Consider the following 13,988-nt stretch of genomic DNA (forward strand, 5'->3'; position numbering starts at 1 on the left):
GAATTGAAGCTATTAATAGGATCATTACCAATCGCTCTATCAATTACTTTTTATTTACTTGCTTTACATCCTAAAATTCGTATTGTGCTCCATATTTCTGCGTACCTAGCAGTGTATGTACTTGGGACTATAATTTCTATTACTATATATGATGTTTTAATACAAAATTTAGTTTTCATGACAAGCATTCATGGAATTTTGCTAAATCCATTTTTTCTACTCGCAGGAGTATATATAGGTATATACACGTTGTACTTAATTTTGTCTCAAATTATTATGAAACTAATGAATTCCAAAAATGGAGTGTAGCGAAATGCAGCCACGATTTATCTGTCATAAATGTAAAAAAAGAATAACGAGAAAGAAAGATCTTATTACCTCTACACGGTATTTCCGCTTTTATTTATTTCACAACACTTGTTTCAAAAAACAGCAATTATTTGTCTCACGTTTTATTCCTATAAATACACTCTTTGGTTTCTTTCTTATTACATATGGTCTTATTGCTGGCATCATTCTAATGTTCACGGAGCCCTCTATCATTTGGCTTATTTTTTTGCTTCCTATTTTATATCGGTTTCTTTCATATTATTATGTTGAACGTTTTTTCTCTAAATAACGGGTAGACTGACCTCTAGGAATACTTAAACATTCCCAATCATTTTCTTTTAACATTTTACCAATGTAAATGATTTGTCCAATATGTAAAGCATAATGAGAAATTTGCCTTTCGATCGCTTGCATGACAGTGTGTTCTTCTCCGCGAATGTATACTTTCTGCAAAATCTGCTCTGGCGTTAAATTATCCAAAGCTTCAAAAACATATTCCCACCCTTCTTGCCACGCAGCAAGAGCTTCTTGTTTTGAATTGTAGCCGCCCTCAAATTCATCATCTCGATTACGATCTGTTTTTTCACCATCAGACGTTAAAAAATCCGTCCATCTCGAACGCATATTACCATGCAAATGTTTTATGATAATCGCAATACTATTTGTCTCCTCATGAGAAGACCACATTATCTGTTCATAAGATAATTGAGAAAGCACCCGTTCTCCTTGGTTTTGTGTTGCTTTGAAATTCGAAATTGCACATTTTAAATATTCTTGTCCGATATCCAAATTAACACCCACTTTCACACTAACTAATTTTCGTTCCATTCGGTAGTTCCATATTAGGCTGAAGTAAAACAACATCGCCAGCTTCAGGAACACCACCCAATACAAGCACTTCCGATTTAAATCCTGCCACACGCTTTGGTGGGAAATTCACAACAGCAACCACCTGTTGACCGATTAAATCTTCTGGGCTGTATCTTTTCGTAATTTGAGCACTGGATTGCTTAACCCCTAACTCTCCAAAATCAATTTCTAACTTAATTGCAGGAACCCTTGCTTCTTTAAATTCCTCCGCCTTCCTTACCGTCCCAATACGCAAATCCAAATTTAAAAAATCTTCAAAATTAGCCATTTTATCATTCCTCCCAATTATTACTTAGACAAAATATAAAAATCCCCTTCAAAAAAAGAAAGGCGCCTAAGCACCTTTCTTTTGCAATTCACTTGATTCATTTGATTTATAGAAGAAGAAACCGAGAATCCCGCCAATACATGATGGGATTAACCATCCTATTCCTTCTTTATATAACGGTAACATTTGTAATACGTTAGAAATCGCGTCAATTTTAATGTTCGCACTTTCTAAACCGTTAAAGAAACTAATTAACAATGCGCCTAAAATAGCTCCAATATAAATTGTATTACGCTTCCCAATCCATTTATGGAAGTAAGAAAGTACGATTAATACGATTGCAACTGGATAAATGATCATTAGCACTGGTAAAGTGACTGCAATTAATTGTGTTAAACCTAGGTTAGATACAATTAAACTAAACACACATACCATTGTTACAATCGTTTTATGCGAAAGTTTTGGGAATAAGTTTGTAAAGAAGCCCGCACAAGCAGATGTTAATCCAACAGAAGTTGTTAAACAAGCGAGTATAATAACAAGTCCTAATAAAATTTTACCACTTGTTCCATATAACTCATTTACAACATTCGTTAAAATAAGTCCACCATTCTCTGAGACCCCAAGTGATGTACTTGTTGAACCAAGATAAGCAAGTGATAAATAGATTAACGTTAAACCAAGTACAGCAATAATACCTGATACAATTGTTATTTTTGCAACTTGACTACTCTCTTTTATCCCTTTAGAGCGGATAACTTGTACAACGACAATTCCAAATACGAGCGCGCTAATTGCATCCATCGTTAAATATCCTTGAATAAATCCACCAAAGAAAGCATTTTCTTTGTATGCCGCTAGCGGCGCAGCTGCTTCTCCAATCGGATCAATAATTGCCTTTCCGACAATAACAGCAACAATCAAGACTAACAATGGTGTAAGAAATTTCCCGAACCAATCCACTAATTTAGATGGATTTAATGATAAATACCACGTTATTCCGAAGAAAACTATAGTGAAAAGAAATAGCATGTACCACTCAGAAACCATTGTCTCTGATAGAAATGGCTTCATACCCATTTCAAATGAAACAGCTCCAGTACGCGGAATCGCGAAGAATGGTCCAATCGCTAAATAACTAATCAATGGGAAAATAAACGCGAATATAGGGTGAACTCTAGAAGATAGCGCTTTCAAGTCCCCCTCTACAAACGCGACAGCTGTTACAGCTAATAGGGGTAATCCGACTCCCGTTACAAGGAATCCAATTGTAGCAACCCAAACATTCTCTCCAGCTTGTTGCCCTAAAACTGGCGGGAAAATTAAATTCCCTGCTCCTAAAAATAGTGCAAATAACATTAAACCAATCGCTACCGTATCACCTGGCCTTAAACGTCCCTTCATGCTTTTCATTTGCATAGCACTTTTTCATTGTTTATCTCTCTTTTCACAATATGCTATGCATCCTCCTCTCTGCTCAAGATGATAAAATATGCCCCTTACAAAGCAGTGTCTTTCTCCATAATTTCTCCACTCCCCTTATTCTTACTCTAATTATTAATTTTGATTTTTTTGAAAATTCAAACCATTAGAGTGGTATTGCTTGGAGTATAGTTGTCAGACCTCTTTGTTTTTATCACACATATAGTAACATATTTAGTTGAAAAATAAAAACATATTTTCAAATTGATTTTTTTGAAAATCAAAATTATCTACATTTTTTATTCTTTTACACAAATATTGTTACAATCTCACCTGTTACCCTATCGTTATTTTAAAATAATTCCATACACGTAACATAGCAAAAGCCATCCAACATAATTAGATGGCTTTGCATGTTACTCTATCGTTTCAACTTCACGTGGATTTTTCATCTCTTCCACATACACAACTCTAAATCCATGATCTTCTAAATCTTTCAATAACGTCTCTAATTCACCGTCGTTAAACTCTTCTCCTAATGTAAACATAATTCTACGAACTAATAAGGCATCATTATCAAAAGTCATTAAACTTTGGATACCTGTATATTTTTTTAACACTGTCGATAATTTTTGAATTGCCCCATTATAATCTTGTGTTCCAATCATGACAGAATATTTACTAGAATGGACTCCCCATGCATCTTCTAATAGTTCAAAAACTTTTTTATGAGTTAAAATACCAAGGAAGACCCCTTTTTCATCAACTACTGATAAATAGGGTAGCTTTTTAATTGTAAAAAATACTTTAAAGAAGGAAGAGTCTTCTCTCACGTACCCATTTTTATCGTTCAATAATTGTAATACATTATCTTCAAGTGAACCTTTATATTCTAAAATATCTACTTTGTATACATTTCCTAAAAACTTCTCTTTTTTTTCATCTAAAACTGGTACACAACGATACCCCGTTTTATTTAAATGCTCCAGCGCTTCCCCTATCGTAATTGAACTTGAGCAGAACAAAACTTCTCTTTTTGGCACATAATTCCCTTTAATCCTCATAAAAAGCCTCCTTATGCTAAAATACTTTCTGTGCCATAACTATATTATATTTTCAGAAAAAAATAAATATATTATTTTATTTTTCTGAAAATTATTCGTTTTTCCGTCATAATTTATTCATTAATCATACACTTGTTTAATCACAGTATAGTACATTCTCTCTAACCTACTTCGAGAAAAATATGTTGTAACTTCATCCGAAAAAGGCTAAAATAAGAATAAGAATTTTCTGAATATTCTAAGAGTAGGTGATTGTATGTCCTCCTTATTGCGCTCACATATATGTAAATTTATAGTCGGTGTTTTGATTATTTTTGTCATAAGTCCTATTCCATCATTATTCATGACTCATAATTACTCTTATTTAACTGGATTTGTAAGCATTTTTCATAATTTTGCACAGCCTTCTTCCATTTCAATTCCAACAATTGACTGGATGCATGAACCTATCCTTTTCTCAGCAAGTCAGCTTATACATGCACAAAATATAATACATACCTCTAACCATTCGTCACCACTGTCCCCCTACATATGGGAAATATATTTTTTATCGATCGTTCGTTTCACATTCACTCTTGTAATCGGTTTCTTTATAAGTCTAGGAATTGGTCATCTATTTTTAAAAGCACCCAATTCATTAAAAAAGTGCAGTTCTTTATTTCGCTGGATACCATATTCTTTTAGCACTGTGATATTACAATGTTCAGTCCTATTATCACTTCTCTATATCGCGAAATTCATAAAGTTTCCTTTCTTCTCCTCTTTTATCATCGTATGTAGCACTTCCATGATTATCGTTATGCAAGCAATTAAAAAATGGCTACCGTTCTTAAATAATACTAATGAATACGAAATAAAAAATTCATCTTTCCTTATTGATACATTATTTATTGCACTTACTTCCAATCATAAATCTATTTTAAGTTCCATTATTCTTTCATTCGTTTTTATGGAATGTATTTTTCACACAAACGGACTATTACAATTTGTCGTTCAATTTGGCGGAAAAGCACCTATAATTGTTACAATTGGTTTATTACTACTTTATATTCCATATAGCATCTTATCGTTTCTCCAAGCTTTATGGACAACAAACTACACTAAACAAAATACCTATACTTTAACTAGAAGTATTTCGAAACCATAACATAGAATAACCGTCTACTTAAATTAAATGTAGACGGTTATTCCTATTATATAGAGGACAAAATAACAGCAAATTAAAAAACTACTATTAAAACCTACCATTATTTACCCATTTTCTTTGACTAATCTTTTCATTTGGATTTATTATAAAAGTATAACATAATTACAGGAGGTGACATCTTTATTCCAAACTTTGGAATAGAGAACACACTTGGACATATTAAATATTTTTCTCATCTTTATACTTATCCTTATTTCTGGCTTTTTCGTTGCATCAGAATTCGCTGTTGTAAAAGTACGAAAAAGTCGAATCGATCAACTTGCCAATGAAGGTAATAAGCAAGCATTAGCTGCAAGAAGCGTCTTATCTAACTTAGATGTTTATTTATCCGCTTGTCAGCTTGGCATTACTATCACCTCTTTAGGACTTGGTTGGCTTGGTGAACCAACTGTGGAGCATTTACTACGACCGCTATTTGAAAAAATCAATATTACTGGAACGATGGCTAACACGTTATCCTTTATTATTGCTTTTAGTGTTATTACTTTTTTCCATGTTGTATTAGGAGAGTTAGTTCCTAAGTCTTTCGCAATCCAAAAAGCAGAAGCAATCACATTAAAATTTGCAAAACCACTTATTTTATTTGATAAAATTATGTATCCGTTCATTTGGCTTCTCAATAGTGCAGCTATATATTTCACAAAATTACTCGGTTTAGAACCTGCAAAAGAAAATGAACTTGCTCATTCCGAAGAAGAACTACGACTCATTTTAGGTGAAAGCTATAAAAGCGGCGAAATTAATCAAACCGAATATAAATATGTAAATAATATTTTTGAATTTGATGATCGTGTTGCTAAAGAAATTATGGTACCTAGAACTGAAATGGTTTGTTTATCTACTGAAAATACGTTAGAAGAAAATATGAAAATCGTTGCAACTGAAAAGTATACACGTTATCCTATTATTGAAAAGGATAAGGATGATATTATCGGAATGATAAATACGAAAGAGATTTTTCATAATCAAACAAAAGGCATTTACAAACCACTTGATGCCTACATACATCCTGTTTTAACTGTATTTGAAACAGTTCCCATTCGTAAAACGTTAATACACCTCCAAAAGAACCGCGTACAAATGGCGATTGTTATGGATGAATACGGTGGAACTGCTGGCCTTTTAACGATGGAGGATATTCTTGAAGAAATTATCGGAGAAATTCAAGATGAATTTGACGCAGACGAGTCACCAATGATTGAAAAGCGTACTCCTAAGCTTACTGTTTTAGATGGGAAAGTACTCATTTCTGAAGTAAATGATATGTTTGGCCTACATATCGATGAAAGTGATTTAGATACAATTGGTGGTTGGCTTCTCTCTCAATCAATTGATTTAAATATTGAGGCTGGCTATACAGTTGAATATGATGGTTTTCAATTTAAAGCATTAGAACTTGATGGGCATCAAATTAAAAAGATTGCTGTACATAAATTAGATACTACAAAGGAGTTATAAAGTGACTGTTTTACTTACAATTTGTATCATTGCTTGTTTTATTGTTTCATTTCTTGCCTTTATATACCCCATTATCCCTGGCATCCTTGCCGTATGGGCTGGCTATTTCATTTATCATTTTGGAATAAACGGCGGAGAGTTAACGACATCTTTTTGGATTATTCAAGTCATTTTTACACTCTTCATTTTCGTTGCTGACTTTATTGCAAATGGATACTTCCTAAAAAAATACGGAAGTACAAAATCGGGCGAACGTGTTGGTATGGTTTCTATCATTGTCGGATCGTTCTTCTTCCCACCATTCGGGCTTATTATCATACCATTCTTATCTGTATTTATTACGGAACTAATGCATAAAAAGGCGCCAAAAGACGCCCTATTAGTCGGAATTGCAACTGTAGTCGGTTTTTTAAGTAGTACAGTAGCCAAAGCCATTCTCCAAATCATTATGATTATCATCTTTGTATGCTATATCATTTTTTAGCCATCCCTATTTTGGGATGGTTTTTTAATATGAAATACCTACTCGGCTTTTCTCGTATAAGCTTTTATTACGTAAACCCCATGTAAAATGAGCTGTATCACCAACTGTGATTTTCGATCCATCTGATGGCAACATATCTTTTTCAGTTCGATATACACCTGTTACATCACCATCTATTAAATGCGTCGGACAAACAACAGTCCAACATAGTTTACTATTATTCAGCGCTTCATAAGCAGCTAAATGATCTTCCGCAGCTGTTGTCATTTTTCTTTTCGATTCTTTTGATTGGAAACGATATATACTTGGGTTTGTTCGCGCTTGTAAAATACCAGCAGTTCCTATTGTAACAATTTTCTTTATGCCCTCTTCTTCCATTTGCTTTATAATAATCGGTAAACTCTTCTCTAACGTCCCATTCCGATCAGTTCCAAGAGCACTAATTACAATATCACATCCTTTAATCACTTCCTTTATTTCATTTCCGTTTAACACATTTCCCTCTATAATATGTAACCTTTCATGCTCTATTTCTACTTTACTCAAATCACGAACTAATACCGTCACTTCATATGAATCATGTAATGCCAATTTCATAATGTGTGATCCTACTCTACCTGTCGCTCCTAATATACATACTTTCATTTACTTTCTCCTTTTCAATTCTTTCTCTCTATTTTTCCGCAAAACTTACAAATACGCAACAAAAAAGCTCCCTCATATATGTGAGGAAGCTCTATTATCTATTTATTTCTTTTCTTTTGAATCAGAAGACTTTTCTGTTCCACTTGTTTCTTTATCTTTCTTTTCATCTTGCTGCGTTGTTGTGTCATCCTCTTTCTTTTTATCCTCACCTTTACTACAACCTACCATTAATAAAGAACTTGCAAGTGCCATAGCAGTTAATGACTTAACCCATTTGTTCATTTGCGTTTCCTCCCTTTGATAGAATATGTACAATCCCATATTACTCTTTATTTTTAAAGGAAAGATTTAAAAATAGTAAAGATACAGTAAATTTATGTAAATTTCCTGATAACAAACCCACTCTTTAACCTTCACCCTCTAATTGGACATAAAAAAACTAAGGCGCCTTTCATTCCGCCTTAGCTTTTCACGCGAATTTTTCATTTTCATATACATGTTTAATCTTATATTCCTTCTTCACAACATATTGCCAAACATTATATGCATATCGGTTCATTTTCAAAAAACAATTTTCCAGAAAAGAACGAAACTCCGGGTTCGCAACTTCTACTGCCACTTGAGCAAACTTTAATGCTAATCGTTTCAAATGTGTAATATAACAAATAGCAATCCCAATATCCCCTGTATACTCATTATCTGTTTCCCTATCCATTTCAGTAAATTCCGGCCACATTTGTTTACAAGTTATATGTTGTATATTTTCTCCTTCTTGAAAATTCACTTGTTCATTATATGCTTGTAACATATACGGCAAATGATGCTGCAAAATATCCTTTAATTCTTCATCTCGAACCTTGCTCGTGTATTCTCCAACTTTATATATAAGTGTGTAACTATATGTCATCAATTCTTTCATACAATCCATTAAAGCGCCTCCCTTCCTATTTCATCTCTATACTATAAATATGATGCGATAACATTTGATATTCTTGCTAGAAACCAATCCCATCTACTAATTTTCTCAAAATCTTCTTCAGAAAATCGTTTTGATTTATGAAAGTCTTCTTTTAATCGACTCCAGACGTCAGCAACGACTGTCTTATCATATATGAAACAGTTAGATTCGTTATTTAAGTAAAAACTTCTATTATCAAAATTTGCTGTACCAATATCAACCATTTCCTCATCAATGATTGTTACTTTCCCATGAAAAAATCCATTTCGATATTGATAAATCTCCGCTCCAGCATCTAACATGTCTTTCAAATAAGGATAGGCAGCCTGTTTTAACAATACGGCATCACTTTTAAATGGGACGAGGATTTTTACACGGACACCACGATTTAATGCATCTTTCAGCCCCTTCACCATTTCTTTACTCGGTACAAAATATGGTGTAGCGATAATTAAAGAATGTTTTGCCTTCTTTAAAAACGCTCCATACTCCTTCCATAAACCTTTTCCATTCGAAAATACGTATTGATATTTTACATTTCCTTTTACAGGTAACTCTTGATGTATAGGAAACTTTTCTCCCGTATCTTCTTGCCAATCTTCCGCAAACTTCCTTTCCATATCAGTAGCTCCATTCCCTTCGATGCGTACATGATAATCACGCCACGGACCAAATTTAGGATCCTGTCCAAGATATTCCTTTCCGATATTGAAGCCACCAATGTACGAAACTTTCCCGTCTATTGTAACAATGCGTCTATGATTACGTTGATGCAAAGAATAAAATAAGTTTTTTAATTTAGGTTTTTTACTAAATGTAAACTTCACGCCTTTTTCTTTTAATTGATTAATTATCTTTTTCTTAAGCTTATATCCGCCAATGCGGTCTACTGACAATTTCACATCTACTCCGCTAGATGCTTTTTTCTCTAATAACTGTAAGAACTTTTGGCTTACTTCATCTTTTCCTACAATATAAAAATGAATATACACATTCTTTTCTGCACGATTTATATCCTCAAATAAACTTTTATATAACTCATCACCGTTCGTATATAATTGAAAATCCCCTAATCGAATTTTTTCTAATTCATATCCACTAGCCATTTTCTTCCCCATTTCCACATCGATGTTCATCCATATGAATACACCTATAAAACAAAGTATTACAATTAAAAAGTGCTTCATGGATATGTTCCTTTCTCTAAATACTGTTATTCCTATATCTTTCCTTTTTTTTAACATTACCATTCAAAAAATATGTCATTGCATGATATACGACCATATCAAACAGGAGCTCATTTGCATATTGTATGTTGTATCTTAAAATAAAAGGAGGAAATAACAATGGGCTTCGCACATGGTAATGGATTTGCGCTACTAGTCGTATTATTTATCCTCTTAATTATCGTAGGTGCTGCTTGCTTCTGCTAAGCAGTTATTGTAATACGATATGCGGATGAAAAAACTATAAAAGCGGACACCTATTTTTAGGTGTCCGCTTTTCATTTCAATAATCCCCTAGCCTATTCCAATAATAGTACCACCGGGAAAGTATATTTCATCAAAAAGTTAACAGTGTAGCTACCTTCTTACTCTCTGCCTTACGAATATGGCGTTGTTCTGCACGTAACACAGCAATTCGATGCAATTCTTTCTCCTCTTCTGTCTCAGGGATAACACGCGGTACAGGAACCGGATTATTCTCCTTACTAAGCGCAACAAAAGTAACGAATGAAGTTGCCGCTACACGTTTTTCACCTGAAATTAAATCTTCTGCTACTACTTTCACAAAAATCTCCATAGAAGTTCTTCCCGTCCAAATTACGAAAGATTCATAACTAACGCAATCTGAAGAACGAACTGGGTGTAAGAAATCTACCCAATCCATAGACGCTGTGACACATTCCATTCTCGAGTGTCTCGTTGCTGAAATTGAAGCAACCATATCCATCTCCGCCAATATCTTTCCACCAAATAGCGTGTTATGATCATTTAAATCTGTTGGAAATACTCGGCTCGTTTTAAACACTCTTGATTCATTTGCAGTTTTCCCCTGTACTTCTGCCATTGTTATCGCCCCTTTAATTATTTATCCTTAATATCCCAATATACACTACATCTCATGAACTACACGTTTAATATTAACAATTTTTAGAACTTTTAGTCCATAAAAAAGAACCGATTTTATCAATCGGCTCCTCTAAATACATATTGTTCTTTCGGCTGTTCAACTTTATTCCATTTCGTTACCTCTAAAACAGGAATATTTGCATGGAACGGCTGATAAAATTCAGTTGAAATTTCTCCCTCTACCTGAATCCAATCATCATTTTTCCACTCTACACCTTCTGGTTTTTTAACTAACATACCATATACACCCGAATCCGCTACACAATGTATAATACCGAAACGGAATAAGAAATATTGTTCCTTTTTAGAAGAATCATCTCGGAAAACAAATCCTTTATAAGACAGGGTTTTACCAGTGAATTCACCAGGATAATTATAAATTGTCTCCATACCCTTTAAGAAATCTTCATCTTTTAAAGTGATATTATCTTTCGTAACAAACTCTTTCTTCCCTTTTTCCATTACACCACGGTATCCTTCTTTCCCGTAATAAATGCTCGTGTCAGGCCTTAGAAATTGCCTTGTCATAAATGGATCTTTACTTTCTGCTTGCGCTACTGGAAAATGGAATCCCTTCGCCTTAACAATATCGGAATCTAATGTTGCAATTGGGAAAAACAATCCTGTAATGATTGGAAAACAGAATAACGTGTAAGAAAACACTTTTTTCCACCATGTATTCTCATCTTTCGAATGATCATGCCCACAATGACTATGATCACAACTACAATCATGTTTCTCTTTTTCCTTTTGGTGCTCTTTTTGGAAAACGATAATAATTTGTACAATCGTTAAGAAACCTAAAATAATAGCTGCAGTTTTTGATAAATAGGCGTACTTCATATTTATATATTTCGTAATATTACCTGAAATATGAAGCTGCCCAATTAATATTGTAAAACCTAATAATATATATGCTCGAAACATAACCTACCACCCCATCGCATAAATGAGTAGTGAGCTTGCATATACAACAAGTGTAACTGTAACCGTCACGACAATTACAAATTTTGTTTTAAATGTTGCAAGCATCATAAACATATTTTTAATATCCACCATCGGTCCATAAACGAGGAACGCGACAAGTGACGCTGTTGAAAATGTACTTTGGAACGAAGAAGCAATAAATGCATCCGCCTCTGAACATAGTGATAAAATAAAAGCAAGCCCCATCATAACAGCTGATGACGAAAACGGACCTTGTCCAATAGCAAGCAATGTTGATGTTTGTACGAACGTTTGAACTGCAGCAGCAATTAACGCTCCTAACACTAAGTATTTTCCCATTGAGAAAAATTCCTCAACAGCGTGTGTACATACATCCCACATTTTTGTACGTAATGGACGCTTATGGTTCACTTCTGGGAAGTGATCATCTCTTAATTGATGTTCTTTAAACATAAATGATAATATAATTCCAACAATAATTGCTACGATAATCGCTACAATAGAACGATACCATACCATGTGCATACTACTTCCAAAAGCAACATATGTTGCAAATAGTACAACTGGATTAATAATCGGTCCAGTTAACATAAATGCAATCCCTGCGTATGGTGGAACGCCTTTTCCGATTAATCGTCTTACAATCGGAACAATTCCACATTCACATCCTGGGAACATCATGCCTAAAAAAGTAGCTAATAAAACAGACAGAAATCGGTTCTTCGGCATCCATTTTGCCACCATATCTTCTGTCACAAACATTTGAATGAATCCTGAAATAAATACACCAATTAGCACAAACGGAAGTGCTTCGATTAATATTGAGATAAAGATTGTATTCATTTGCAGGAATGCTTTCGGTAATTGAAACAATTCCATGATGTATTTCCTCCAACTTTTCTTTAACAATATGTAATTTTAACCCCATTTTATTATTTGAACAAGGGTTATACCGAATTCACAACCTTCATACACATTACATTTTACAATATATATTCTGTTCCAAAATTGAGATTTCATAGCAAAAAAAGCTGATCTAGCGCAGTTTTATAACTATGCTAGATCAGCTTTCCTATCATTAAAAGTAACGTTTCTTCCAAAAAACAAATGCTAAAGTGAAAGATAATGTTACACATATAATAAGTACAATTACAAAACCATGTGCTTCCCCTTCAAACGGAACCTTTACATTCATTCCAAAGAAACTAGAAACCATCGTTGGTAATGATAAAATGATTGTAATAGAAGTCAACAGTTTCATAACACTATTTAAATTGTTAGAAATAACCGAACTAAATGTATTCATCATTCCACTTAAAATGTGACTATATATTTCCGCCATTTCAATAGCCTGCTTATTTTCAATTAATACATCTTCTAGTAAATCTTGATCGTCTTCATACATTTTCAAAAATGTACTGTTTCGCATTAATTTTTGAATTACAATCTTATTGGCCTTTAATGATGTTGTAAAGTAAACTAAACTTTTTTCAAGGCCAAGCAATGTGAAAATTTCTTTATTTTTCATCGACTTATTTAATTGGTGCTCTAAATCGATTGTTTTTCGATTAATTTGCTTTAAGTATCTTAAATAATAAGTAGAAATTGTATATAAGAGCTGAAGTGCGAAGCGCGTCTTTTTAAACGTATAAAATTCTTTAATACGTTGATTAATAAAGCGTTCAAAAATTGGATTTTCTTCTAAGCAAATAGTAACAAAACAATCTGGCATTACAATCATACCTATTGGAATCGTATCATAAATTGAATTTCCTTCTTCATCATGTCTGACTGTCGGTATATCCACGATAATTAAAGTATTATTGTCTTCCTTTTCAATACGAGAGCGTTCTTCATCATCCAAAGGGTCTTTAATGAAATCTAAGTCTACATTTAAAGTTTGTACTAGATACTGAATTTCTTCTTCTGTTGGATGAAGTACATTAATCCAGCAGCCCTTTTGCATTTCCTCAATCTCTTGTAGTTTTCCGTTTCGGTCTGTTAAATAAATATTTAACATACTATCACCCCGATTCTTTTTACATGTAGGAATCTACCTCACTTAAACAACAGTTTTTGAACCGCTATTTTCAGCATATGGAACAAATGATTAAATTTCAATAGAAAAATTATTTTGAAAACGTTTTTTTAAGAAAAATCTTGTAAACATAGAAAAAGACAGAGTATTCTCTGCCTTTAAAA

General features: G+C 33.4%; 18 protein-coding genes. 6 read left to right on the top strand and 12 right to left on the bottom strand.

Annotation, left to right across the window (positions count from 1 at the left end):
- Nucleotides 1-3: 3 nt before the first annotated feature.
- Both SJY24_RS20265 and SJY24_RS20270 read left to right on the top strand, forming a co-directional pair.
- Complete coding sequence (locus tag SJY24_RS20265; RefSeq protein WP_377865951.1) at nucleotides 4-309, top strand: hypothetical protein; 306 nt, start codon at nucleotides 4-6, stop codon at nucleotides 307-309.
- 4 nt (nucleotides 310-313) lie between these two features.
- Nucleotides 314-619 (top strand): permease, encoded by a 306-nt coding sequence (locus SJY24_RS20270; protein ID WP_377865952.1) that lies wholly within the window; start codon nucleotides 314-316, stop codon nucleotides 617-619.
- On the opposite strand, the gene SJY24_RS20275 is transcribed toward SJY24_RS20270, so the two are convergent.
- The 4 genes from SJY24_RS20275 to cbpA form a co-directional block, all read right to left on the bottom strand.
- Nucleotides 592-1,158 (bottom strand): DUF1572 domain-containing protein, encoded by a 567-nt coding sequence (locus SJY24_RS20275; protein WP_377865953.1) that lies wholly within the window; start codon nucleotides 1,156-1,158, stop codon nucleotides 592-594. The two genes, SJY24_RS20270 and SJY24_RS20275, sit on opposite strands and share 28 nt — an antisense overlap.
- Nucleotides 1,139-1,468, bottom strand: a complete 330-nt coding sequence (csaA, locus tag SJY24_RS20280) for a chaperone CsaA (protein WP_377865954.1) — start codon at nucleotides 1,466-1,468, stop codon at nucleotides 1,139-1,141. The genes SJY24_RS20275 and csaA overlap by 20 nt, the downstream gene beginning before the upstream one ends.
- 66 nt (nucleotides 1,469-1,534) lie before the next feature.
- Nucleotides 1,535-2,872, bottom strand: a complete 1,338-nt coding sequence (brnQ4, locus tag SJY24_RS20285) for a branched-chain amino acid transport system II carrier protein BrnQ4 (protein ID WP_483861733.1) — start codon at nucleotides 2,870-2,872, stop codon at nucleotides 1,535-1,537.
- A gap of 434 nt (nucleotides 2,873-3,306) precedes the next feature.
- Nucleotides 3,307-3,954, bottom strand: coding sequence for a cyclic di-AMP binding protein CbpA (gene cbpA, locus SJY24_RS20290; protein ID WP_377865956.1), 648 nt, complete (start codon nucleotides 3,952-3,954; stop codon nucleotides 3,307-3,309).
- 256 nt (nucleotides 3,955-4,210) lie between these two features.
- Between cbpA and SJY24_RS20295 the strand changes: the two genes are divergently transcribed.
- The 3 genes from SJY24_RS20295 (at nucleotide 4,211) to SJY24_RS20305 (ending at nucleotide 7,103) form a co-directional block, all read left to right on the top strand.
- Nucleotides 4,211-5,101 carry a hypothetical protein gene (locus tag SJY24_RS20295; RefSeq protein ID WP_377865957.1) on the top strand — a complete coding sequence of 297 codons (891 nt, stop codon included), beginning with the start codon at nucleotides 4,211-4,213 and terminating at the stop codon, nucleotides 5,099-5,101.
- A 210-nt stretch (nucleotides 5,102-5,311) separates the two neighbouring features.
- Complete coding sequence (locus SJY24_RS20300; protein WP_377865958.1) at nucleotides 5,312-6,619, top strand: hemolysin family protein; 1,308 nt, start codon at nucleotides 5,312-5,314, stop codon at nucleotides 6,617-6,619.
- A gap of 1 nt (nucleotide 6,620) precedes the next feature.
- On the top strand, nucleotides 6,621-7,103 hold the full coding sequence (locus tag SJY24_RS20305) for a DUF456 domain-containing protein (RefSeq protein ID WP_000217328.1): 483 nt from the start codon (nucleotides 6,621-6,623) through the stop codon (nucleotides 7,101-7,103).
- 24 nt (nucleotides 7,104-7,127) lie between these two features.
- Here the strand turns inward: SJY24_RS20305 and SJY24_RS20310 are convergent, their stop codons facing one another.
- From SJY24_RS20310 to cls, 4 genes are all read right to left on the bottom strand, one after another.
- Nucleotides 7,128-7,748 carry an NAD(P)-dependent oxidoreductase gene (locus SJY24_RS20310; RefSeq protein WP_377865959.1) on the bottom strand — a complete coding sequence of 207 codons (621 nt, stop codon included), beginning with the start codon at nucleotides 7,746-7,748 and terminating at the stop codon, nucleotides 7,128-7,130.
- Nucleotides 7,749-7,850: 102 nt separating this feature from the next.
- Nucleotides 7,851-8,030, bottom strand: a complete 180-nt coding sequence (locus tag SJY24_RS20315; protein WP_002171537.1) for a hypothetical protein — start codon at nucleotides 8,028-8,030, stop codon at nucleotides 7,851-7,853.
- A gap of 187 nt (nucleotides 8,031-8,217) precedes the next feature.
- Complete coding sequence (locus SJY24_RS20320; RefSeq protein WP_377865960.1) at nucleotides 8,218-8,676, bottom strand: spore coat protein; 459 nt, start codon at nucleotides 8,674-8,676, stop codon at nucleotides 8,218-8,220.
- Nucleotides 8,677-8,708: 32 nt separating this feature from the next.
- Nucleotides 8,709-9,893 (bottom strand): cardiolipin synthase, encoded by a 1,185-nt coding sequence (gene cls / locus SJY24_RS20325; protein WP_377865961.1) that lies wholly within the window; start codon nucleotides 9,891-9,893, stop codon nucleotides 8,709-8,711.
- Nucleotides 9,894-10,052: 159 nt separating this feature from the next.
- Between cls and SJY24_RS20330 the strand changes: the two genes are divergently transcribed.
- Nucleotides 10,053-10,139: a YjcZ family sporulation protein gene (locus tag SJY24_RS20330; protein ID WP_000505094.1), complete on the top strand. Its 87-nt coding sequence runs from the start codon at nucleotides 10,053-10,055 to the stop codon at nucleotides 10,137-10,139.
- Between the two features lie 130 nt (nucleotides 10,140-10,269).
- Here the strand turns inward: SJY24_RS20330 and SJY24_RS20335 are convergent, their stop codons facing one another.
- From SJY24_RS20335 to SJY24_RS20350, 4 genes are all read right to left on the bottom strand, one after another.
- Nucleotides 10,270-10,776, bottom strand: coding sequence for an acyl-CoA thioesterase (locus SJY24_RS20335; RefSeq protein ID WP_377865962.1), 507 nt, complete (start codon nucleotides 10,774-10,776; stop codon nucleotides 10,270-10,272).
- Between the two features lie 119 nt (nucleotides 10,777-10,895).
- Nucleotides 10,896-11,765, bottom strand: a complete 870-nt coding sequence (locus tag SJY24_RS20340; RefSeq protein WP_044444221.1) for a TIGR03943 family putative permease subunit — start codon at nucleotides 11,763-11,765, stop codon at nucleotides 10,896-10,898.
- Nucleotides 11,766-11,768: 3 nt separating this feature from the next.
- Nucleotides 11,769-12,665: a permease gene (locus SJY24_RS20345; RefSeq protein ID WP_000418719.1), complete on the bottom strand. Its 897-nt coding sequence runs from the start codon at nucleotides 12,663-12,665 to the stop codon at nucleotides 11,769-11,771.
- Nucleotides 12,666-12,864: 199 nt separating this feature from the next.
- On the bottom strand, nucleotides 12,865-13,806 hold the full coding sequence (locus SJY24_RS20350) for a magnesium transporter CorA family protein (protein WP_000932386.1): 942 nt from the start codon (nucleotides 13,804-13,806) through the stop codon (nucleotides 12,865-12,867).
- Between the last annotated feature and the right edge of the window lie 182 nt (nucleotides 13,807-13,988).

This window comes from Bacillus sp. R86525 (assembly GCF_042466195.1).
Taxonomy (GTDB): Bacteria; Bacillota; Bacilli; order Bacillales; family Bacillaceae_G; genus Bacillus_A; species Bacillus_A nitratireducens.

What these genes read in the sequence shown, in the direction of transcription:
- SJY24_RS20270 (WP_377865952.1), top strand. Translation starts at nt 314, where the DNA reads ATGCAGCCACGATTTATCTGTCATAAATGTAAAAAAAGAATAACGAGA.
- SJY24_RS20275 (WP_377865953.1), bottom strand. Translation starts at nt 1,158, where the DNA reads ATGGAACGAAAATTAGTTAGTGTGAAAGTGGGTGTTAATTTGGATATC.
- csaA (WP_377865954.1), bottom strand. Translation starts at nt 1,468, where the DNA reads ATGGCTAATTTTGAAGATTTTTTAAATTTGGATTTGCGTATTGGGACG.
- brnQ4 (WP_483861733.1), bottom strand. Translation starts at nt 2,872, where the DNA reads ATGAAGGGACGTTTAAGGCCAGGTGATACGGTAGCGATTGGTTTAATG.
- cbpA (WP_377865956.1), bottom strand. Translation starts at nt 3,954, where the DNA reads ATGAGGATTAAAGGGAATTATGTGCCAAAAAGAGAAGTTTTGTTCTGC.
- SJY24_RS20295 (WP_377865957.1), top strand. Translation starts at nt 4,211, where the DNA reads ATGTCCTCCTTATTGCGCTCACATATATGTAAATTTATAGTCGGTGTT.
- SJY24_RS20310 (WP_377865959.1), bottom strand. Translation starts at nt 7,748, where the DNA reads ATGAAAGTATGTATATTAGGAGCGACAGGTAGAGTAGGATCACACATT.
- SJY24_RS20315 (WP_002171537.1), bottom strand. Translation starts at nt 8,030, where the DNA reads ATGAACAAATGGGTTAAGTCATTAACTGCTATGGCACTTGCAAGTTCT.
- SJY24_RS20320 (WP_377865960.1), bottom strand. Translation starts at nt 8,676, where the DNA reads ATGGATTGTATGAAAGAATTGATGACATATAGTTACACACTTATATAT.
- cls (WP_377865961.1), bottom strand. Translation starts at nt 9,893, where the DNA reads ATGAAGCACTTTTTAATTGTAATACTTTGTTTTATAGGTGTATTCATA.
- SJY24_RS20330 (WP_000505094.1), top strand. Translation starts at nt 10,053, where the DNA reads ATGGGCTTCGCACATGGTAATGGATTTGCGCTACTAGTCGTATTATTT.
- SJY24_RS20335 (WP_377865962.1), bottom strand. Translation starts at nt 10,776, where the DNA reads ATGGCAGAAGTACAGGGGAAAACTGCAAATGAATCAAGAGTGTTTAAA.
- SJY24_RS20340 (WP_044444221.1), bottom strand. Translation starts at nt 11,765, where the DNA reads ATGTTTCGAGCATATATATTATTAGGTTTTACAATATTAATTGGGCAG.
- SJY24_RS20345 (WP_000418719.1), bottom strand. Translation starts at nt 12,665, where the DNA reads ATGGAATTGTTTCAATTACCGAAAGCATTCCTGCAAATGAATACAATC.
- SJY24_RS20350 (WP_000932386.1), bottom strand. Translation starts at nt 13,806, where the DNA reads ATGTTAAATATTTATTTAACAGACCGAAACGGAAAACTACAAGAGATT.